14 protein-coding genes, 1 tRNA gene and 2 pseudogenes are annotated in these 20,964 nt (G+C 62.3%); 12 read left to right on the top strand and 5 right to left on the bottom strand.

Going from position 1 to position 20,964, the window contains the following annotated elements; genetic code table 11:
- Window positions 1-453 precede the first annotated feature (453 nt).
- Window positions 454-3,642, bottom strand: a complete 3,189-nt coding sequence (locus BSTEL_RS08510) for an HAD-IC family P-type ATPase (RefSeq protein ID WP_338010581.1) — start codon at window positions 3,640-3,642, stop codon at window positions 454-456.
- 593 nt (window positions 3,643-4,235) lie between these two features.
- On the bottom strand, window positions 4,236-6,224 hold the full coding sequence (locus tag BSTEL_RS08505) for a trypsin-like peptidase domain-containing protein (RefSeq protein ID WP_084686214.1): 1,989 nt from the start codon (window positions 6,222-6,224) through the stop codon (window positions 4,236-4,238).
- A gap of 245 nt (window positions 6,225-6,469) precedes the next feature.
- On the opposite strand from BSTEL_RS08505, the gene tgt reads away from it, so the two are divergent.
- From tgt to BSTEL_RS08490, 3 genes are all read left to right on the top strand, one after another.
- Window positions 6,470-7,819: a tRNA guanosine(34) transglycosylase Tgt gene (gene tgt, locus BSTEL_RS08500; protein WP_034529544.1), complete on the top strand. Its 1,350-nt coding sequence runs from the start codon at window positions 6,470-6,472 to the stop codon at window positions 7,817-7,819.
- 269 nt (window positions 7,820-8,088) lie between these two features.
- Window positions 8,089-8,904, top strand: a complete 816-nt coding sequence (locus BSTEL_RS08495; protein ID WP_034529541.1) for a nitroreductase family protein — start codon at window positions 8,089-8,091, stop codon at window positions 8,902-8,904.
- A gap of 93 nt (window positions 8,905-8,997) precedes the next feature.
- Window positions 8,998-9,083 (top strand) — tRNA-Leu (locus BSTEL_RS08490).
- A 217-nt stretch (window positions 9,084-9,300) separates the two neighbouring features.
- Here the strand turns inward: BSTEL_RS08490 and BSTEL_RS08485 are convergent.
- Complete coding sequence (locus tag BSTEL_RS08485) at window positions 9,301-9,645, bottom strand: putative heavy metal-binding protein (protein ID WP_034529539.1); 345 nt, start codon at window positions 9,643-9,645, stop codon at window positions 9,301-9,303.
- A 401-nt stretch (window positions 9,646-10,046) separates the two neighbouring features.
- Here BSTEL_RS08485 and BSTEL_RS11525 point away from each other — a divergent pair, with 401 nt between their 5' ends.
- From BSTEL_RS11525 to BSTEL_RS11515, 4 genes and pseudogenes are all read left to right on the top strand, one after another.
- Window positions 10,047-10,793, top strand: coding sequence for a GNAT family N-acetyltransferase (locus BSTEL_RS11525; RefSeq protein WP_051922990.1), 747 nt, complete (start codon window positions 10,047-10,049; stop codon window positions 10,791-10,793).
- A 1,043-nt stretch (window positions 10,794-11,836) separates the two neighbouring features.
- Window positions 11,837-11,939, top strand: a pseudogene (locus tag BSTEL_RS13045) (DivIVA domain-containing protein); the annotation flags it as partial.
- Between the two features lie 5 nt (window positions 11,940-11,944).
- Window positions 11,945-12,334 carry a DivIVA domain-containing protein gene (locus BSTEL_RS12805; protein ID WP_420796405.1) on the top strand — a complete coding sequence of 130 codons (390 nt, stop codon included), beginning with the start codon at window positions 11,945-11,947 and terminating at the stop codon, window positions 12,332-12,334.
- 125 nt (window positions 12,335-12,459) lie between these two features.
- Window positions 12,460-12,852, top strand: a pseudogene (locus BSTEL_RS11515) (very short patch repair endonuclease); the annotation flags it as partial.
- A gap of 212 nt (window positions 12,853-13,064) precedes the next feature.
- Here BSTEL_RS11515 and BSTEL_RS08465 read toward each other — a convergent pair.
- Window positions 13,065-14,372, bottom strand: coding sequence for an ATP-binding protein (locus BSTEL_RS08465; protein ID WP_034529537.1), 1,308 nt, complete (start codon window positions 14,370-14,372; stop codon window positions 13,065-13,067).
- Window positions 14,373-14,666: 294 nt separating this feature from the next.
- On the opposite strand from BSTEL_RS08465, the gene BSTEL_RS08460 reads away from it, so the two are divergent.
- The 4 genes from BSTEL_RS08460 to dcm all read left to right on the top strand — a co-directional run bounded on the left by BSTEL_RS08460 (window position 14,667) and on the right by dcm (window position 19,153).
- The gene (locus tag BSTEL_RS08460; protein WP_238567677.1) at window positions 14,667-15,821 is read left to right on the top strand and encodes an ATP-binding protein; all 1,155 of its coding nucleotides are present in this window, start codon (window positions 14,667-14,669) and stop codon (window positions 15,819-15,821) included.
- Between the two features lie 47 nt (window positions 15,822-15,868).
- A complete protein-coding gene (locus BSTEL_RS08455) occupies window positions 15,869-16,114 on the top strand; it encodes a hypothetical protein (protein ID WP_034529532.1) in 246 nt (81 codons plus the stop codon).
- 107 nt (window positions 16,115-16,221) lie between these two features.
- Window positions 16,222-17,712: a Sau3AI family type II restriction endonuclease gene (locus BSTEL_RS08450; RefSeq protein ID WP_034529530.1), complete on the top strand. Its 1,491-nt coding sequence runs from the start codon at window positions 16,222-16,224 to the stop codon at window positions 17,710-17,712.
- A 151-nt stretch (window positions 17,713-17,863) separates the two neighbouring features.
- Window positions 17,864-19,153 (top strand): DNA (cytosine-5-)-methyltransferase, encoded by a 1,290-nt coding sequence (dcm, locus tag BSTEL_RS08445; RefSeq protein ID WP_034529529.1) that lies wholly within the window; start codon window positions 17,864-17,866, stop codon window positions 19,151-19,153.
- Window positions 19,154-19,155: 2 nt separating this feature from the next.
- Here the strand turns inward: dcm and BSTEL_RS12200 are convergent, their stop codons facing one another.
- Complete coding sequence (locus BSTEL_RS12200) at window positions 19,156-19,962, bottom strand: hypothetical protein (protein ID WP_156963244.1); 807 nt, start codon at window positions 19,960-19,962, stop codon at window positions 19,156-19,158.
- Between the two features lie 95 nt (window positions 19,963-20,057).
- On the opposite strand from BSTEL_RS12200, the gene BSTEL_RS08440 reads away from it, so the two are divergent.
- A complete protein-coding gene (locus BSTEL_RS08440; RefSeq protein WP_051922987.1) occupies window positions 20,058-20,909 on the top strand; it encodes an HNH endonuclease in 852 nt (283 codons plus the stop codon).
- The last annotated feature ends 55 nt before the right edge of the window (window positions 20,910-20,964 follow it).

Below are 20,964 nucleotides of genomic sequence, written 5' to 3'. Positions count from 1 at the left end.
CCCCGCTTCTTAGGTACATCGCGCGTTTCTTAGGCCGGTGTTCCCGGGAGAACCACCCGGGAACACCGGCTTTTTCGTTCGTGAACACGCAGGAAGGCAACCTAAGAAACGGCACATGTACCTAAGAAACGGCATCTCGCTTGGGAGGGGTGCATTCTGGCCGTTCCGGAGACGTATCCGCGTTACGAGGGGTGCCTCATCACGGTCATTCCGGGCGCGAAGAGCGTTATCACGTCGTTCGAACCCGTTATCCCCTTTGCCGGATACCCCTCGTAAGACAGTTACCTCCGCGCGCAGACGACGAAGTACCCCTCCCAAGCGAGACAGCACCATGTGAAGGCGCCTTCGGAAAGCACTGCCAGCACCGCCGGCACCGCCGCCATCCGAATCCCACACACCACGCTGTGTCACCGACACAGCGCAACCGGCGGTGCCGCTGATCCCGGGATGCCGCTAATCCCGGTCCAGCACGGCGGTGAGCGCCCACAGGATGCTCACCACGTCGATGCCCTCCTGCAGGAACGCGCCGACGACCACCGGAATCAAATCGAACGCGGCCGCGACCATGCCGATGACGGCGAGCGCAAGTCCCACGACCACGGCCTGGAGCATCACGCGCTTCGTGCGCCGCGCGATGGCGATGGCGCGCGGCACGGCGGCGATGTCGTCGTTCATCACGACGACCTGCGCCGATTCGGAGGCGGCGGTGGACGTGCCGTCGGTCATCGCGACGCCGATGCCCGCGGCTGCCAGCACCGGAGCATCGTTCACCCCATCCCCCACCATCATCGTGACAGGTGCGGCGGCCGCACGGAATCGGCTGCACAGACCAGCCACGTTCCGCCGCCCGAATCCGTCGGCAACGCCTTCCCGCACGGCGTAGGCTTGACCGGCGGCCGCTTCCCCGCCGGTTTTCGCGAAACCGTTCCCGCGTTCCTCGTTTCCACCAGCGGCATCGCGCACCGCCGCCACCTTGTCCTCCGGGAACAGTTCGGCGTGCACTTCGTCGATGCCGACCTCGCGCGCGATGATTTCGGCGGAGGCCCGCTTGTCGCCGGTGAGCATCGTGAGTTTGGCGACGCCCAGTTCGTGCAGGCGTGCGAGCGCGGATTTCACGTTCGCACGCGGCACGTCGCGCAGCACGATGCGCGCGACCAGCCGCCCGTCCACCGCCACATACGACGCCATCTCGTCCGCCGCCAGCATCCCGAACCGGGCTCCACTCTTTGCACCCCGTTGAGCGGACTGCATTCCCGACACCGGCACCGCGGTCACCGCGTCCTTTGCGTCCCCTTCCAGGGGGAGCTGTCCGCGGAGCGGAGTGAGGGGGCCGGAGGCAGACCACCCCTCGGCTCGCACGGCTCGCCGGTCCCCGCCAGCGGGGACAGCCATCTCACCCCGCCCCCGCTGGCGGGAGCCGTCTCCTTGGAAGGACCCCATGGGATGTGCACGCCTTATCTCATCCCGCCCCCGCTGGCGAGGGCCGTCTCCTTGGAAGGGTCCCATGGGGCGCGCACGCCCTATCTCATCCCACCCCCGCTGGCGGGGGCTGTCGGCCGCAGGCCGACTGGGGGTGGTCGTCATCACGAACCCGTCCTCGCCCGCGGCCGCGAATGCGAGTCGCCCGACGCGCACCGCATGCCCGTTGACTTCGGCGGAGATCCCCTTGCCGGACTCCTCCTTCACGTTCGTCACGACCGGATAGTCACGCCCGTATCTGCCATGGCCGGCACCCGCCACGCTGTCGCTCGCCGCGACGCCGCCCGCAACGGCCCCCGCCTCATTCTCCGGACATTCGCGCCGCCCGGCCGCATACCGCGCATGCAGCCGCCCGAGCGCCTTGCGCCCGGCCGCCGCGATGCCTTTGGCGAGCACGTGCACCGAATAGCTTTCGACCACGCCCGCGAACATGAGCACATGGTCCTCGTCGAGCTTCGGCGCGCGCGAGCCACCTGCACCGGTACCCGAATCGGCAACTGAGCCAATCGCCCCGGCGCCCAAGCCACCGCCATCGACATCCGAATCACCGGAACCGACATTCGAACCGCCCACACCCGCAGAATCCGCGACACCATCATCATCCACCATCTCCACGCGTACGACCTGCGGCTGTTTGACGGTCAATGTGCCGGTCTTGTCGAAGAACACCTGCGTGACGCGTCCCAACTGTTCGATCACGTCCTGCGTCTTGATGAGCACGCCGGCGGCGGCGAGGCGCGACGTGCCGGCGATGTACGCGACCGGCGCGGCGATGAGCAGCGGGCAGGGCGTGGCGAGCACGAGCACTTGCGCGAATCGCAGCGGCGTGCCGGCCACCGCCCATGCGACGCCGGCGATGAGCAGCGAGAGCAGCGTGAACGGCACGGCGAGCCGGTCCGCGGTCCGCACGACCGCCGGCCGCGACTCCTGCGCCTGACTCACCATCGCGAGAATCCGCTGGTATTGCGAGTCGGCGGCGACTTCGACGGCGCGCATGGCGAGCGTCGTCGAACCGTTGACCGCGCCGGACATGACGCGCGCGCCCGCGTACACTTCACGCGGCACCGGTTCGCCGTTGATCGCGCTCAGGTCGAGCGTGGCCGCACCGGACAGCAGTTCGCCGTCGACCGGCACGGTTTCGCCGGGCAGCACGATGACCACGTCGCCGAGTCGCACCTGGTCGACGGGCACGGTGTCGAATCGCGCGTCCGCTCCCGGCCGCACGCGCGCGTCGGCGCGTGCCACGGCCGGATCGCAGGTTTCCGGGTCGCGGCCGGTGAGCGCGCACACGTCGTCCGCGGTATGATTCTCCGCCTCGACGCCGCGGCCGGACGCGTCTCGGGTGGCGGTGCCGCGGCCGGATGCGTTCCGCCCGGCGGCGTGCGCGGCGGTCACGTGACGGAATCCGTCGTCGTCGCGAATCGGCGCGATGTTGCGGGCTGCACGAGGCGCGTCATCGGCGGTGTCGGAAGTACCGGCGCGGCGGGCGTTCTCCCGACCGTCGCCGTCGCGGCCGCCTCCGTCCACTCCCCTGCCCACGCCGGGCAGGTTCGCGACGTGCGCGGTGCGCGGCGCCGCGTCGAGCAGTGCGGTGAGGCTGTGTTCCGCCTTCGACTGCGCGTATTCCTCGATCGCCTCGCCGGACGTGACCATGAGCACGACCGCCCAGGACGCCCAGTACTCCCCCACGGCGAGCGTGGACAGCATGGCGAGCACGGCGAGCAGGTCGATGCCGACCTGGCCGTGGCGGATGTCGTCGATCATGCCGATGACGGTGCCGATGACCGTGTACGCGACGAGCGCGATGACGATCCACTGGCCGAGCGAGGGATGGGTGAGCGCGGCGAGCGCGGATGACGTGAGGGATGCGAGGGATGCGAGGGATGCGGGCGACGCGGATGATGCGGATGATGCGGGCCACGAAATCACACTCCACAGGCGGATGTTCCACAGCAGGGCGACGGGAATCGCGGAGAAGATGACGACCGGCAGCATCGGCAGGCGATGGCACAGGTCGATGATCGCGGGGATGACACCGCGATGATCCGATGGGATGGATGAGGCCGCCGGGATGACGTGGGCTTGTGAATCGATACGAGAATCCGACGAGGTGGTCTGGTCGCCGGAACCGGTGGCGACGGATGGGGATGAGAGCTGGCTCATCTGATGCTCCTTACGCTGGTACGGGCCGGGCGTGCCGCTTTGCACTTACTTGGCCTTGACGGTATGCAAAACGTGACGCACGGCTGGTGCGGTCACGCCTTGTTAACCCATCGGCGGGCATCGGACGGGAGAATGGTCGCGGATTTCCGAAGCGCACGGATTGCCATGGGCACCCGTCATCCAATCGGCCATGGCCGATCATCGGAACCTGCGACTCCCACGTGATGCATCGCTCGATACACGGCGTAAAAAATCGATATTCGGTTATTGCGCTGTCACTCTAGCAGTGGCCCGCGAGCGCCGCAACCCACGGCGTGGACGCGTCCACACGCATGATGCGTCCATCTCCCGCATCTAGGCAAAAAGCCGACAGGTCACACACATGGTGCGATCCCTTGAGGGGAGCGGTCAACGTGGCCGGCGGCGTGACGGTGTATCTGTTTGCGCCCCCTTGAGGGGGAGCTGTCGGCGCAGCCGACTGAGGGGGAGTCAATAGGCACACACCGCGACGTCGTTCCCCACTTGCGGTCGGTCCGGAAACGGAAAAGCCCCGGCACTCGCGCGAAGCGAATGCCGGGGCCGGACGCTGCCGATCACCACATGTTGAACGGGAATCCGTTGTTGCCGGAGTCGCCGTTGCCGGAACCGTCAGAACCGTCCGAACCGGAGCCGTCGGAGCCGGAACCGTTGCTGCCGGTGTCGGAGCGGTTGGTGCCGTTGACGGCCTCCTCCTGCTGGTCGAGCGTCACGTCGACGTCCATGGTCTTGCCGTCGCGCACGATGGTGAGCGTCGCCTTGTCGCCGAGGGCCGCGGCGCGCACGAAGCCGAGCAGGGAGGCGTTGCTGGAGACCGCGTTGCCGTTGAACGCGACGATCGTGTCGCCTTCCTTCAGGCCGGCCTTGGCGGCCGGGGAGCCGGAGACCACCGCGGAGCCGGACGTGCCCTTGGTGATCTTCGCGCCGGCGCGGGTCACGCCGTCCGCCTCGACCGTGGAGGAGGTGATCGTGATGCCGAGCGCCACGTGCTTGACGGAACCGTTGTCGATGATCTCGTTGGCGACGCGCTTGACGAGGTTCGACGGAATCGCGAAGCCGATGCCGATCGAGCCGGAGGTGCTGGAGGACGACGAGCTGGACGTGGAGGCGATCGACGAGTTGATGCCGATCACCTGACCGGCCGCGTTGAAGGTCGGGCCGCCCGAGTTGCCCGGGTTGATGGCCGCGTCGATCTGGACCGCGTTGGTGACGATGTCGTTGTTGTTGTCGTCCATCACCGTGACCGGTCGGTTGAGCGCGGAGACGATGCCGGAGGTGGCGGTGTCGTCGTAGCCGAGCGGGTTGCCGACGGCCATGATGTTCTCGCCGACGGCGAGCTTGTCGGAGTCGGCGAATTCGACGGCCTTGAGGTCGCTCGGCGGATTGTCGAGCTTGATGACCGCGAGATCGGTGGTGGTGTCGGTACCGACGACCTGCGCGGAGTACATCTGGCCGTTGGAGAGCGTCACCTGGATCTTCTGGGCGCCGGAGATCACGTGGTTGTTGGTCACGATGTGGCCCTTGGTGTCGAGGATCGCACCGGAACCCTGCGCGGTGCCGTCGGACAGCTGGGTCTGGATGGAGACCACGGAGCCGGAGACCGCTTTGGCGACGGCCTGCCAGTCGGGGGCTTCGCCGGACTTCGCGGTGGCGGAGCCGGAGCCGGACGTGCTGGAATCCACGTTGGCGAGCGAGCTGGTGGTCGGCACCTTGACGGCGCCGCTCGTGATGGCCGCGTAGCCGACGCCGAGGCACAGGCCGGCGGACAGGAGCGCGGCGACCACGCCGATGACCACGCCGCGCACGGTGCCGTTGGAGGCCTTCGGGCGGGCGTTGGGGTTCGGGCCGTTCTGGAAGGCCGGGTCATTGGGGGCGCCCGGGGTGCCGGGGGTTCCGGTGCCGGCCGGGGCGAACGGGTTGCCGTTGTTCGGGGTGGTAGCGGCGTTCTGCTCGTTGCCCTGCGGGGCGAACGGGTTGGTGGAGGCGCCGGTCATACCGGCGTACGGGTTGCGGTCCTGCGCGGGCTGCGCGCCGCCTTGCTCGCCTTGTGCGCCCTGCGCACCGGCGGCCGGGTTGACGGGCTCACCGGGCTGCGTGGGAACCGGACCGTAGGCGCCGTATTCGGGGGCCGGACGGTACTGGCCGTACGCGGGCTGGGACGTGGGAATCGAGGTCGTCGGCGCGGCCGGGGCGGCGGAGACCACGGTCTGCTCGCCCTTCGCCGCGGCGTAGTCGGGAGCGACCTCGGGAGTGCCCGACGCGGTGGCCGGGGCGGCGGAGACCGGTGCCACGGGCGCGGTCGGGAACGTCTGGGTGGGGGCCGCGCCGGATGCGGCGGCGGCCTGCGCGCCCTGCACGGCCGCCGGGTCGATGGTTTCGGTGGGCTGCTCGTTCGCGGCAGGGGCTCCGGGGGCGGGGGCGCCGGCAGCGGGGGCACCATACTCGTATTGCGGATTCTGCGGCGTCTGCGGCTGCGCGGCCGGGGTCTGACCGCCCTGCGGCTGCGCGTTCTGGGTCGCCCTGTGGGTTCCAGCTGTTCTGCTCATCAGCCATAATCGTCTGCTCCTTCATAGGAACGGCGGCATCATCATCCATTGCCTGTACGGTTGTCTGTACGGTCTGCACTTCAGCAATCCCGCCGCCGGTTCGTATTGCTATCTAAGAGTAAAGGCAGTGGCTCTGTAAGTTTCCTGAATGTTCGTTGGAAGTGCCGAGTGAATCTTCTCCCGACTTCCCGCATACGCCCGTCCACGATCTCCCTGCAATCCGCTTGTCCGCCTAAAGTGAAGCTATGACCGACAACCCCACGAACACCACAGCCGACGCCACGGCGAACACGCACGCCCCCGCCGCGGCCGACCTCAACGAGCACCCGCGCGGAGCCGCCCCCGGCAAACCCGGCGACCGCGCTGCGTTCTCATTCGAGACCATCACCCGCCTGCCCGACGCGGCCGACGGCAAAGGCAAGGGCGGCGCACGCTACGGCCGCACCGGCATCATCCACACGCCGCACGGCGACATCCACACGCCCGCGTTCGTGCCGGTGGGCACGCAGGCCGCGATGAAGGCGGTCCTGCCCGAATCGATGCGGGACCTCGGCGCGCAATGCCTGCTCGCCAACGCGTTCCACCTGTTCGAGCGCCCCGGCGAGGACGTGCTCGACGCGGCCGGCGGCCTCGCGAAGTTCATGAACTGGCATGGTCCGACGTTCACCGATTCCGGCGGATTCCAGGTCATGTCGCTGGGTGTCGGCTTCAAGAAGACGCTCGCGATGGACGTGACCGGCATGAAATCGGACGACATCATCGCGGAAGGCAAGGAGCGTCTCGCCTGGGTGGACGAGGACGGCGTCACGTTCAAATCGCCGCTCAACGGCGACGAGCACCGGTTCTCCGCCGAGATTTCGATGGGCATCCAGCACAAGATCGGCGCCGACATCATGTTCGCGTTCGACGAGCTCACCACGCTGATGAACACGCGCTCCTACCAGGAGGAGTCGGTGGAGCGCACGTACCGTTGGGCGCAGCGCTGCGTGGCCGAGCACCAGCGGCTCACCGAAGCGCGTCTCGGCAAGCCGTACCAGGCGCTGTACGGCGTGGTTCAGGGCGCGAACTATGAGGACCTGCGCCGGCACGCGGCCGAGCAGATCGCCTCGCTCGACTTCGACGGCGTGGGCATCGGCGGCGCGATCGAGAAGCGCATCATCGGCGAGACGTGCGCGTGGATCTGCGACGCGATGCCGGAGAACCGCCCGCGCCACGTGCTCGGCATCGCGTCCGTGGACGACATCTTCGCGTGCGTGGAGAACGGCGGCGACACGTTCGATTGCGTGGCGCCCGCGCGATGCGCCCGCAACGGCGCGATCTTCACGCGCCAAGGCCGTTACAACATCAAGCGCGCGCAGCACAAGTTCGACTTCGGACCGTTGGAGGAGGGCTGCGACTGCTACACGTGCGCGCATTACTCGCGCGCCTACGTGGACCATCTGCTGCGCGCGCACGAATTCACCGGGTTCACGCTCGCCACGATCCATAACGAACGGTTCTTCGTGAAACTGCTCGACGACATCCGCGCCTCGATCGACGGCGGCTACTTCGAAGAGTTCCGCGACGAATCCCTGGCGCACTTCTACGGCAAGTAGGCGCGACCCGACCCTCGACCCAGCCCCCGAGACGCACGGCACGACCCCGAGACGCACAACACACCCCGAAACGCACGGCGCTCCCCGTCCTACTCCCCAAGTCACGCGGCGCACCCGCCCCCGATCCCACGTCACGCGGCGCCTCCATCTTTGCTCCCCCTTGAGGGGGAGCTGTCCGCGAAGCGGACTGAGGGGGTGCCACCCATCCGACCCACGCCATGCTCCCCACCCCATCCATCACCCACCCCAATCATCACAAAGGCATCACGATGAATCTTCTCGAAGCAATCGACGCGCGCCACGCAATCCGCGCCTACACGGACGAACCGGTCGCGGCGGATACACTCGCCGCGCTGCAGGCCGAAATCGACGCGTGCAACGCGGCGAGCGGCCTGCATATTCAGATGGCCGCCGGACTGGACGACGCGTTCCTCGGGTTGAAAACGCACTACGGCCGGTTCAAGGGCGTGCATAACGCGATTGCGCTGATCGGGCGCGCGGGCGAGACCGGCACGGGCGCGGATGGCGCAGGCGACGATAGGACCGCCGACGAGAGCTCCCCCACCACGCTGCAATCGTTCAAGGACGCGGACGGCACGCCGGTCTCGTCGGCCGCCGCCGCGCTGCAGGAGCGCGTCGGCTACTACGGCGAACGGCTCGTGCTGCGCGCCGTGCAGCTGGGATTGGCGACGTCGTGGGCGGTGCTGGACGGCGCGGAGACCGTGCCGTCGGCCGACGCGTGGTGGACGTTGGATGCAGGCGAATCCGTGGTGTGGGTGATCGCGTTCGGGCACGGCGCGCGCCCGGGCGGTCGGCGACGCACGAAGCCGATCGAGGAGCTGGCGAGCGCGGCGAACGGCACTGCGGCCGAGAACTGGCCGGATTGGTTCATCCACGGCATGGAGGCGGCGATGGCGGCGCCCACATCGCTCAGCCAGCAGCCGTTCCATTTCACGCTCAACGAGGATGGGTCGGTGACCGCGGAGACACTGGCTGGCCTGTTCGCGCACGTGGGCCTCGGCTGCGCCAAATACCACTTCGCGGCCGGTGCCGCTCCGCATGAGGTGGAGTGGCGCGCCGCTTAGGAGCGTCGGAACGCGACCATTCCGGCGCGACACGCCGAAGACGCGCTCAATTTGCGTCTCGCGCGGGAGCAGTGCTAAGTTATCCACTTGTCTGCGAGTGTGGCGGAATGGTAGACGCGCTGTCTTCAGGTGGCAGTGAGTGTATGCTCGTGGGGGTTCAACTCCCCCCACTCGCACCAGCAAGAAAGGGCTGGAACCGAAAGGTTCCAGCCCTTTTGCTTTGCAGGCTAATGGTCAAACGTGCCCGGGCAATGCGGGTTAAGTAAAGAAACGTGGGTCTTATCCGCGCATGTCATCGGTGTGGCGTGGATCATTTCGCTCCCGCCGGCGGGAGCTGTCATGCGAAGCATGACTGAGGGTGGCCGCGATACGCGACCACCCCCGTCCAGAAAGCCATCAATATCCCTTCACCCGTGCGCGTGCGATCTGTACGGCGGTGCCGGAGGCGGTGACCATGAGCATGGAGCCGTCGGTGCCGAGCACTTCGTAGTCGATGTCCACGCCGACGACGGCATGGGCCCCGAGTGCTTCCGCACGCTGCTGCATCTCGGCGATCGCCTCGTTGCGCGCGCTCGTCAGTTCCTCCTCATACCCCTTGCTGCGCCCGCCGAACATGTTGCGCAGCCCGGCGCCGATGTCCCGGAACATGTTCACGCCGGCGACGACCTCGCCGAACACGATGCCCTGATAGTTCGTGATCGCATACCCTTCGACCGACGGTGTTGTGGTGACGAGAATCATGATGCTCTCCTTGGCGTCCGTCCGGTGCATGTTCCGGCGCACACCCGGATTCGCATGCGCCCATAATCCCCAGAATAGCGGCACGCCATGCGAAGAATCCCCGGCACGGGATTCTCCCCTGCACCTTCAAAGCCCGACAGAGCCTCCCCGCCTGATCACCCGTCTAATCACCCCCCTATTGAACCACCCCCCCTACCCCCTTTTCTTCTTTGCGCACCCCGGCTTTGCCGAGGGAACACATGAGCACAAATACGGTCGTATCCCATTGTTTAAGCGAGTTTCGCGGAAACCCGCACATCGATACACGCATCAGTACGACCACATGGTGAATAGGGGGTATCGCCCGACATATTTACCCCCTACTTTCGGGGGCAAGAAGGGGGAAAGGAGTATTCCATACCATGTCATGCGATACCGGCTCCGAAGCCAGCGACACGACAACCTTCAATCACCGATCCGGCGATTCCGCCGACGAACGTCACTCCACGCGGCGCGCCGTTCACCGATCCACGCATCGACGACCCACGACCGTCAACGGCGGCACAAACGCGGCACCGCACGCCACGAACACCCGACGCCCCGAAGGACACACCCAACGACATACCGGGCGCAAACGAGGGCCGCATCTCTCCGCACCGACGATGGATGACCTCGCCGATCTTCACGCCTTGTTCGCCGATCCACGCACCTGGTGGAACGCGCCGAATCACCGCCACACCAGCCTCGACCAGACACGCGCGCTGCTGGAATATTGGCTCGACGACTGGGCGCATCAGGGCATCGGCTACTGGGTGATGCGCGACAACCCCACCGGCCGATTCCTCGGCGCAGGAGGCATCCGCCGCACCGGCGACATCCTGAGCATGCGCTACTACATTCCGCCGCGCTTGTGGCATCGCGGATACGGCTCGTATCTCGCGGCAAGTGCGCAGAAGGTCGCCGCGAGTTACGATGCCGCGTTGCCTATTTTCCTCGCGTCCCTCGCGCGTAACTACGCTTCCTGCCTGATCGCCGACAAGCTCGGATTCGTCGTGGTGCGACGTGACGTCGACTTCACCGCCGACGCGGCGTCCCGTCGCATCTACGCCGACCGTGCCGTAATGCCGGGGGACATCGCCGCCTATCTCAACATGCGCGAAACCATGTGACGCCGGCGATATAGCACGCTACGACGGCCATGCATGGGGCAATCCGGAGGGGGGCCGGACCGCCGCATACGTGGCCGCCTTGGCATGCCCCGCTCGCTCCCCTGCCGATGCCGACAGCATTGGCGGAAGCCGTCTCTCCAACAAGCCGCGGCCGCAACCCGACCTGAACAGCATCGCCTCGCTCCCCGCTGGCGGGAGCGAATGGTTTCCACTCAGGGCGCACGCCCTCGCAGCATCGCCTCGCTCCCGCTGGCGGGAGCTGTCCCTCACGGGTTCCCCGCTGCTCCATCTGTTCCGAACGCACCGCTCGCTCCCGCTGGCGGGAGCTGTCCCGCGAAGCGGGACTGAGGGTGGTTTCCCGTATTCCCAGATACGGACCCCCATTCCGTCTCGACAGACGGGAGCAAGCTCCTATCAGACCGCCCCCTCCGCCGGAATGTGTATGGTTCTGAGCAACATCTGTATGGTTTGACAAGCAATCTGTATAGTTCAGCATGCAATATGTAGGATTCAGCACGCAACCTGTATGAATTGATGGCGTTTCTGCGTGCCCACCCCGTGAAGACAGCCTTCCCGAAGGTTCGGCCACAATCAACAATCATTGGAATCACGCGGTTTTTGATTAGGCGAACGGTCCACCAACGGCCGCTCTTCAGCAAGCCACCCTACACGTTCGCCACCAAAGACTACACATTCCGCCCCAGACCATACAGGTTCGCCCTCGAACCATACACATCCGGCGGCGAACCATGCAGGTTCGCCCTCTCGTTCTACAGGTTCGCCCACCACGGCCCTTGCAAGACCGTTCGAGGCCATGCGAGCTGCCCTCTCGCTCTATTGCGAGCCGCCCTCTCGCCCTCTATTGCAAGCCGCCCTCTCGATCTATAAGGTTTCGCCAGCCGCAGCCCAGCCGCCTGCCTATCCCCGGCATCCCATTCACGAAAGCCCGCCGACGCTCCCCTCCCCAGCGCTTACCGGGGGCTAGGCTGGATATGGGATCGACGGCTCTCCACGAGAGCGCCCAACAGACAAGGAGAACGACGATGGTCAGCGTGGACGACATCCGCAACAAGACGTTCCAGACAGTACGGTTCAAGGAAGGCTACGACGTGGACGAAATCGACGACTTCCTTGACCAGGTCGTCGACCGCATGAAGGCAGGCCGGCCGATGACCGCGGCCGAGCTTGATGCGCAGACGTTCCACACGGTGCGTTTCAAGGAGGGGTACGACGTTGCCGACGTCGATGAGTTCCTGAACGAGCTCACCCACGACGCGATGACGCGCGGCAGCACCCCAGCCCCTGCGGCCACAGTCTCCACAGCCACAGCCCCCACAGCCGCCGGCGCCGCCACGGCAGCCCCGAGCGTCACCCCCGCGTACCCCACCGGCACCGGTACCGCCACCCCCACACCCGCACCCAGCGCCCCCTCACCTTCCGGCATCCATGATGATCCCCGCGCAAACGGATGGGACGCAGGAGCGGCATCGGTTTCGGGGAATGATCCGTTCTCGGGCGACGAGGCTCAGATTCCGTGGTGACGGTGACTGCGAAGACCCAGCAGAACGCGCAGAACGCGAAACCCCCGAAGAAACCGGAACGGTCAAAGCGTGCGAAACAACCGAAACAACCGGAGAAGTATGCGCACGGCACCCGGTCGTACACGATGTCGCATATCCGTGGCAAGGACACGTCGATCGAGGTGCTGGTGCGCAGCTACCTGTTCCGCCGTGGTCTGCGATTCCGCAAGAACGACAAACGCTACCCCGGCCATCCGGACGTGGTGTTGCCGAAGTGGCGCACGATCGTGTTTGTGAACGGGTGCTTCTGGCATGCGCATGAGGGGTGTTCGCGGCATAGCACGCCGAAGTCGAACGTGGAGTTCTGGACGGCGAAGCTGCTGCGCAATCGCGAGCGCGACCGTCGCCAGCATGCTGAACTCCGGGCGGCCGGCTGGCGCGTGATCGACGTGTGGGAGTGCGAGCTTGTGAAGTCCAAGCGCGAGGAGCGTCTCATCCGCCTCTACGACGAAATCGTCGTCGGCAGCAGCAACGGCAGCGGAGACACCGCCAGCGCCACTCCCGACGCCAGCGCGGTCAGCTCCACCACTGGCAACGCCAGCCCCGCCACCACCAACACCAGCCCCGCTACCGGCAACACCAGCCCCACCAACGCCAGCCCCACCGACAGCGTCGCCGAAGCCTACAATTCTCGCAGCGCCACCAACTAATTCCGACATCCCTCATGTTCGACCAGCAAGAGGCCAGCCGGCTACCGTTCGAGCAGCCAGTCGAGTGCGTTGACGATTGCGATGCCGTCGTCCGTCGTCCCCAGCCCGAATGTGTCCAGCGTAAGCACGATACGCCGCCCGCCGCCAACACCAACGCCGCCGCCAACACCAACGCCACCAGCACCAACACCGTCAGCACCACCAACCCCAAGCCGACGCAGCCGCTGGAGCGGCTCGAGTTCCCGCGCCCGCGTATGCGCGTCGAGGATGCTGGCACTTACTTGGATGAACAGCCGTTCCTGGGCGAGATCGTCGCCGATGCGCGTGGCGACGAAGTCGATTTCGAGATTGTCCATCTTGCCGACCTGCACGTCGTATCCGCGGGTGCGCAGCTCGTTGTGCACGACGTTTTCGAGCAGGAAGCCGAAGTCTCCAGCGGGGTATCCGAGCAGCATGTTCCGGATGCCGAGGTCGGCTGGGTAGTATTTGCTCAATCCTTGCAGGTAGCCGCCGCCTTTCACGTTGATGCGTTGCGCACGGTAGAACAGGAAGGCGTCCAGCAATCCGGAGATGTATCGTTCGATGGTTTCGTTGGCGGTGGGCCTGTGCGCGCTTTTGAGCCGGTGCTCGATGTTGCTGATGGATACGGGTGAGCCGGCGGTGTCGGCGAGGTATCGTGTCACGTCGTTGAACACCATGGGGTTGCGAATCTGCAGGTATTGTGCGATGTCGCGCATGAGGATGGTGTCGTAGATGCCGCTTAGGACGGTGTGCGCGAGCATCTGGTTCGTTCCTTGGTCGACGACGGGTGGCAGTCCGCCGTATCGCGTGTACCGTTCGAATGCGGCGGTACGGGCCGCCGGGGAATCGTCGATGCCAGCGTAGTTCAGGAATTCGCGGAACGACAGCGGGAATACACGGATTTCGACGTGGCGTCCGGACAGCAATGTGGCGAGTTGGCTGGAGAGCAGGTGAGCGTTCGATCCGGTCAGGTAGATGTCGATGTCTTTGTCGACGCGTAGCGCGTTGACTGCCTGTTCCCAGCCGTCGACGAGTTGTACTTCGTCGAGGAGGAGATAGTGGCGTCCGTCGCCTTGCGTGAGTTCGTCGATGCGGCGGTACAGCCGGTCCGCACTGTAGGCGTGGTATTGGAATGATTCGAGATTGATGGTGATGATATGGTCCTCGGGGATGCCGTCGTCGACGAGCCGTTGTGCAAGGAGTGCGAGCAGCGATGATTTGCCGCATCGACGCATGCCGGTGATGACTTTGATGAGCCCGTTGTCTTTGACGGCGAGCAGTTTGTCGAGATACGCGGGGCGGGTTTTCAACTCTTGTCGCTGTTTCATCTGACTCATCCTCGACTTCCGACTTTTACTAGTGTACTAGTAAAAGTCTAGCAGCATCTTCTACTTTTACTAGTACGCTAGTAAAAGTAGAAGCTCGGCGCATCGACGGCACCTCCCGCGACACCCACGCCATGCGAGCGAAGCAACCAGCCACGATTCCATGTCAAATTCTCAGTAGACCTTATGCCAAATTATCAGTAGGACCTATGCCAAACTGTCAGTAGAGGTTATGTTAAACTCTCAGTAGGAGTCGATAATCGTTGAGATGACGGGAAGATAATGATACCTAGGACATTGGCCACGGAGATCGACGAACTGCTCGCCGGATTCCCCGTGGTTTCCATCACAGGCCCAAGGCAAAGCGGCAAGACCACGCTGGCAAGAGAGCTACATCCGGAATTCCGATACGTCAGCCTGGAAGATACGGACACTCGGCATCTCGCCGAGGACGATCCGCGCCTGTTCTTCACCATGTACCCGAAGCACACGATCATTGATGAAGCACAACGCGTTCCCGAGCTGTTCTCGTATCTCCAAGGCATCGTCGATGCCACCAACGAACCGGGGCAGTTCATCCTCACCGGTTCCCAGAACTTCTTGCTGCTGAAGTCCATCTCGCAATCACTGGCCGGACGAGTGGGGCTCACATATCTGCTTCCTTTGACCTATTCCGAAATCGTGAAGGCAGGGCTTCAGCCCGGCAATCTCGACGAATGGCTGCTCCGAGGTGGATACCCCCGTCTATACTCCAGCCGCCTGTCTCCGAACCGCTTCTTCGACACCTATGTCAGCACTTATGTGGAACGTGATGTGCGCGGTGAACTGGGAGTGCGCAAGCTCGCCGATTTCAGGCGATTCCTCGGATTGTGCGCTTACCGCATCGGGGAACTCACCTCCGACAGCTCCCTCGCCACCGATGCCCGTATCAGTACGAACACCTCCAGTGATTGGATGTCGATTCTCGAAGCGAGTTTCGTTACATTCCGCCTGCAACCGTATTACCGCAACTTCGGCAAGCGTCTGACAAAGACGCCGAAACTGTACTTCTACGATTCCGGCCTGGCCGCGCACCTGTTGGGGTTGGAAAGTGTGGATGACCTGCGCTCGAACAATGCATTCCGTGGGCATCTATTCGAGAACATGGTCGTTTCGGAAATCGTCAAGGAGTACTACTCGCGCGGCAAGACACCACACGTCTACTATTGGCGCGACTCCAACCAGAAGGAAGCCGACCTGATTGTCGAAAAGGCGGGGCGTATACGGTATCTCGTGGAAATCAAGGCATCCTCCACTTATGATCCCCACGCGTTCGCCACGTTGGATTCCCTAGGAGAATTGATGGGATGTGATGCCAATCAAAAAGTGCTGGTCTACGGCGGTGATGATTCGTTCATGACACGGCATGGGCGGGTCATCAGTGTGCGGCAGCTACACGAATTGGTGGAGTAGACCAACACAACGGTAGCCTGACGCCGTCCGTACGCGACGGCGCAACCGTGGACGGCGAGCCGTCCGGCCGCGAGTGGTCGTTCCGCGCCGAAACGCTTGACGATGTCGCCCGCGAGACGCACCGCATCGCGGACGACGTGATGGATCCGACGGCCGTTGTGACCGGCATGCTGAACGACGGTGTGGATATCGACACCGCCTACCACCGCATGTGCACGGTCCGCGACGGCTTGCGTGAGACCAGCGCCATGGCCGACAGACTCGCCAAGATGCTGGCGGTCAGGGCGGATTAGGGGTCTTTAGCGACAGTCCATGATGGTTCCTGACGAAATACCCCACCAGCGCCCCACCGGGCATACAATGGGTTGACCGCAAAGGAGCCAAGGGATTGGGGACGACCATGAATGATGCCGCATCGGATTTCAACGAGACACGTGAATATTCGAGTCTTGACGAAGTGATGACTTCGTTGTTGTCGGCGAAAGACAAGACATTCCGCGAACTCGATAAGACCGGCAGGGCGTTGAAAGGCGGGAACAAAGGCTCTCTCGGTCAGATCATCGAGGAATCCGTTCTGGGCTACGCCATCAATTCCGATGCCGAACCCGATATCCGCATCGGAGACACCAGCTATGAGCTGAAGGTGACTCCGCTCAAGCACATCAAGAAGAGCAAAGAGACCTCGGCGAAGGAACGCCTCGTCATCGATATCATCAACTACATGGCCCTCGCCAGTGAGGTCGACTTCGAGTCATCGAAGATGTGGGACAAGGCGAAGAACATCATTCTGGTCTATTACTACGACGACCGCGCCGATAAGCAGCGGGAGCTACGCATCGACTGCAAGGTCTTGGCCTCTTATCTTCTCCGATATCAGACAAACGATTTGGAGACCATTAAGGAAGATTGGGAGACCATTCGCGCGAAGGTCGCCAGTGGCCATGCCGATCAGCTCAGTGAATCGGACACCAATTATCTGGCGGCATGCACCAAAGGCGCAAACTCGAAGCAGCTGCGGGACGCACCGGCGCCGGAAGGTGCGGACACGCCTACCATCCGCGCCAAGCAGCGTGCCTTCAGCTTCAAAACGTCGTACATGACCGCCATCGCCCGGCAACTACTGGCACAGCCCTCGGAGTTGCAGCAGCTGCCTTTGACCGAGCATCAGAGCCTCAACGGATATCTTCAAGACCGGTTCGCGCCATATATCGGTAAAACCGCCGGGGATATCGCAGCCGAACTCGGGCTCGCAATCCAGCCGACTGCAAAACAGTACAATGCAAACATTGCGCGTGCGATGCTCAGCATCAAGAAAAGCAACATCCTCAAGACCGAGGAGTTCTACAAGGCCAACGTCAGCATGGTAAAAACCGCGACCGTGTATCCGAATGGACTGCCCAAGGAGAGCATGCCGTTCAAAGCATTGACGGATGCGCAGTGGCAGCAGTGGGCGGACCCCGACATCGGTTGGGACGATTCTTTCCTGAAGGAATTCTTCGAGACGAACCGACTTCTCATTGCAGTCTCCCAATCGCCCGTTCCCCACCAAGCCGGCCATGATAAATCCAAGGATGTATTCCGCGGAGGATTCCTCTGGAACATGCCGGCGGAAGATGTCGAGCAGTACATCAAGCCGGCATGGGAATACGTACATGAGCTGCTTGTTCATAAGACGTGGCTCAATTATGGCGTCCGCGGCAAAAACAAACTACCAGGTCAAACCTTCAATAAGGTCTTTCACCTACGCCCACATACGAGCAAGGGGAAAGACAACGGCAATGCCTCCGATATCACCATACTCCCCAGCGGCGAGGCAATCACCAAGCAGGGGTTTTGGCTGGACAGACGATACATCATCAAAGCCATCAATGCCCACAATATGCTTGCCTGATTGCGTTCCCCCTGCGGTCCTGCGCTCTTGTCCATCTGGCGGGAAGCACAGGACCATACCCACGGCATGACACTCCAACTTGATCTCGGAGTCAATTTCTTGTATACTCCATCCAGAGTATAGAACGGATGTTCGGATCGAAAGGATTGCCGTGGCCAACGAGATTAGAGTCGCCGAGCTCTTCGCCGGTGTGGGCGGGTTCCGCCTTGGACTTGATGGCTACGGCAATCCCGGAGACGATTTCTACATGAAGCCCGCCGGGCCTTTCCATACCGTGTGGGCCAACCAGTGGGAACCCATGGGGCAGAAGACCAAGCAGTTCGCTTGGCGCTGCTATGAGAAGCGCTTCGGCGAAGGTTCCTGCGTGAACGAAGACATCGCCAAGGTACTGGATGAGGTCGAGGCCGGCGAACGCACCATTCCCGATTTCGACATGCTCGTCGGAGGCTTCCCTTGCCAGGATTACAGCGTCGCCAAGCCTTTGGCTCTTGCGGCCGGCATCGAGGGACGTAAGGGCGTGTTGTGGTGGAGCATCAACCGGCTTTTGGAGATGCGTCACCCCAAGTACGTGCTACTGGAGAACGTGGACCGGTTGCTGAAGTCCCCCGCCAGCCAACGCGGTCGCGATTTCGCGATTATTCTCTCTTGCCTTAACCGCTTGGGATACAACGCCGAATGGCACGTCGTGAACGCGGCCGAGTACGGCATGCCCCAACGACGCCGCAGGGTATACATCTACGCCGAGCACAATGGTTCATGGGATGAGCCGGAAACCCAACTGTTGTCGACCGGAGTCATGGCACAGGCGTTCCCCATCATCCGCAGCGTGAAGGAGAAAGAGCCCGCCAGCTTCGACATCGGTGAAGACCCCTATGAAATCACCCAGAGCTTCGGCAAGGGCGATAAGGTCAGCGTGTTCCGCAATGCGGGTGTCATGATTGACGGCCACGTGCTGACCATGCGCGTTGACGCCGTATATGACGGACCGCACAAGACGCTCGGCGATGTGCTCGTTCCCGCTTCAGAGGTGCCCGAACAGTTCTGGATCGACGACGCCAAGCTGCCGTCATGGCAGTATCTCAAGGGAGGAAAGCGCGAGGAAAGAACTACCGCAGCCGGATACACGTACACGTATTCCGAAGGCCCGGTCGCTTTCCCGGACTCGCCCTCCGCTCCCAGCCGCACCATCCTGACCGGAGAAGGCGGAGCCGGAGCCAGCCGCACCAAGCACGTGGTCGAACAGGATGGGCACCTTCGCCGCCTTGTCCCTGACGAACTGGACCAGCTCCAGATGTTCCCCAAAGGCTGGACCAACGACGGCATGACCGACGGCCACCGAGCCTTCTGCATGGGCAACGCCCTAGTCACAGAAATCCCTCATCGTATCGGTATGGTTATCATCCAACAAACGTCATCCCAAGACAAACACTATTCACATTGAACCTATGAGTTAGGTTCTTTCATTCGCTTCTCATAAATACGGAAACCCTGACGCTCAAGAATGAAATCATCTTTAATGACACCAACTCCATCTTCAGAAATAAGATACACCCCCTTGGCAATAGAGTGAAGGAGCCTTTTTTTAACTACAAGATTAATCGGCTTTTCCACATACCCATAATCACCACCATCTTTCTTATCGCGGGAAAAAATAAAACAAAAATCATCTACACCTGATTTTATTTTCTCCCCAGGCGCATAATTACGTCTAATCTCAAAAGCCTTTCTCCGAAGACGCTGCAAATCCCATCCATACGATTCAATTTTCTCAACAAGCTTGTTCCGCGAAATAAGCATGGCAGTAACTACAGTGAAATCGCGGAAGTCTAATATTCTTTTATTGCGTGTCCTTATGCAACTATCCAACCACCCCCTCTCACCTCCCGGAATACTACATCTTCCATTCGGCCACACTATGAGATAATAGTCAGTCTTGGTGTCCTCGTTGACAAACCACCCATCCACTTCGCCACATCGTTGAATTGACGACAATTCAAAGGCAAACGTGTTTAAATGGCTATTAAAGAAATGAAAAGCACCTTTTTCGTCTATGTTTTTTACATCTTCGCCATAGAACAACCTTCCATCAATACCTAGGAGCTGATCATCTCTCCCACGCTCCCTTTGCCATCGATAACCGTAATCTTTTAAATATGCATAAAAATACCGGTCAAGGAAATCTGCAAGTGCAACTTCGGCACCGGAGTCAAACCTCCTGTTGCTCTCTTGAATGTCTACACCGTTCACCATCGAACTCCTCTCACCAGTTTTGTATACAAATGTAAGAATAGCTTAACCCAGCACAACGAGAACTGTTCATCCCAAACGGGCGTATCCTGGGCAGCATGGATATACGAGGCGACACCGGAGCTCGTGGGGCAAAGTGGTCCTATGAGGAAACCCTAGCGGCATTCGGACTGTACATGCTACTAAATCGACGACAGCGCAATAACAAGAGCGCGCCGGAGATAGCACGCCTCTCCGAAGGTCTGCATCGAACGTCTGGGGCCGTGTACATGAAATTGATGAACCTCCGCACATACGACCCCAATGAACACGCGCAAGGCATTGCCGGCCTGCGACATGGAAGCCAGTACGAACCACGCATCTGGGAGGAGTATCTGGCCCAAAACGACTCACTGCTTGCCACCGCCCTGCACTATTACGCCGAGTTCCTAAAAGGAACCCAACCAATTCTGGAGCCGCGCACGCAGACGCTCTCGATAGTGGAAGATGTAACTTCGACATTCATCGCGGAATTCACATCGCATGGCACACAGTCGCAACCTCTCGGTTCGGAACGGGAAACAATCACTCTGACCCGCGTCAATCAGAACTATTTCCGCAACTCACTGGTTGCGAACTACAACGATTCCTGCTGCTTGACCGGCATTTCCTTAGAACCACTTCTTGTGGCCAGCCATATCAAGCCATGGAAGGACTCCACCGGATTCGAGAAGACGAACGCCGCCAACGGCCTACTGCTTAATGCATTCCACGACAAGGCCTTCGATCGCGGTTATATGACCGTCGATGATGATTATCGGGTACGCATCTCCAGACAGGTACCGCACACCGATGTCAATGAAAAGTGGCTATATCAATTCGAAGGGCAACACATCGTCATGCCGAAGGTGAATCCCCCGTCGCACGAATTCCTCGAATACCACCACAAGCACGTCTTCCTGACAAGCTGACGTCGGCCATGTCGCCGCGTTCGACCATCCGACGCTCACCACGAAACCCACCGCG

The organism is Bifidobacterium stellenboschense (assembly GCF_000741785.1).
Classification (GTDB): Bacteria; Actinomycetota; Actinomycetes; order Actinomycetales; family Bifidobacteriaceae; genus Bifidobacterium; species Bifidobacterium stellenboschense.
This window is presented reverse-complemented; position numbering and strand designations above follow the sequence as displayed.

Coding starts and splice junctions, on each gene's coding strand:
- BSTEL_RS08510 (WP_338010581.1), bottom strand. CDS start 3,642: ATGAGCCAGCTCTCATCCCCATCCGTCGCCACCGGTTCCGGCGACCAG.
- BSTEL_RS08505 (WP_084686214.1), bottom strand. CDS start 6,224: ATGAGCAGAACAGCTGGAACCCACAGGGCGACCCAGAACGCGCAGCCG.
- tgt (WP_034529544.1), top strand. CDS start 6,470: ATGACCGACAACCCCACGAACACCACAGCCGACGCCACGGCGAACACG.
- BSTEL_RS08495 (WP_034529541.1), top strand. CDS start 8,089: ATGAATCTTCTCGAAGCAATCGACGCGCGCCACGCAATCCGCGCCTAC.
- BSTEL_RS08485 (WP_034529539.1), bottom strand. CDS start 9,645: ATGATTCTCGTCACCACAACACCGTCGGTCGAAGGGTATGCGATCACG.
- BSTEL_RS11525 (WP_051922990.1), top strand. CDS start 10,047: ATGTCATGCGATACCGGCTCCGAAGCCAGCGACACGACAACCTTCAAT.
- BSTEL_RS12805 (WP_420796405.1), top strand. CDS start 11,945: ATGAAGGCAGGCCGGCCGATGACCGCGGCCGAGCTTGATGCGCAGACG.
- BSTEL_RS08465 (WP_034529537.1), bottom strand. CDS start 14,372: ATGAAACAGCGACAAGAGTTGAAAACCCGCCCCGCGTATCTCGACAAA.
- BSTEL_RS08450 (WP_034529530.1), top strand. CDS start 16,222: ATGAATGATGCCGCATCGGATTTCAACGAGACACGTGAATATTCGAGT.
- BSTEL_RS12200 (WP_156963244.1), bottom strand. CDS start 19,962: ATGGTGAACGGTGTAGACATTCAAGAGAGCAACAGGAGGTTTGACTCC.
- BSTEL_RS08440 (WP_051922987.1), top strand. CDS start 20,058: ATGGATATACGAGGCGACACCGGAGCTCGTGGGGCAAAGTGGTCCTAT.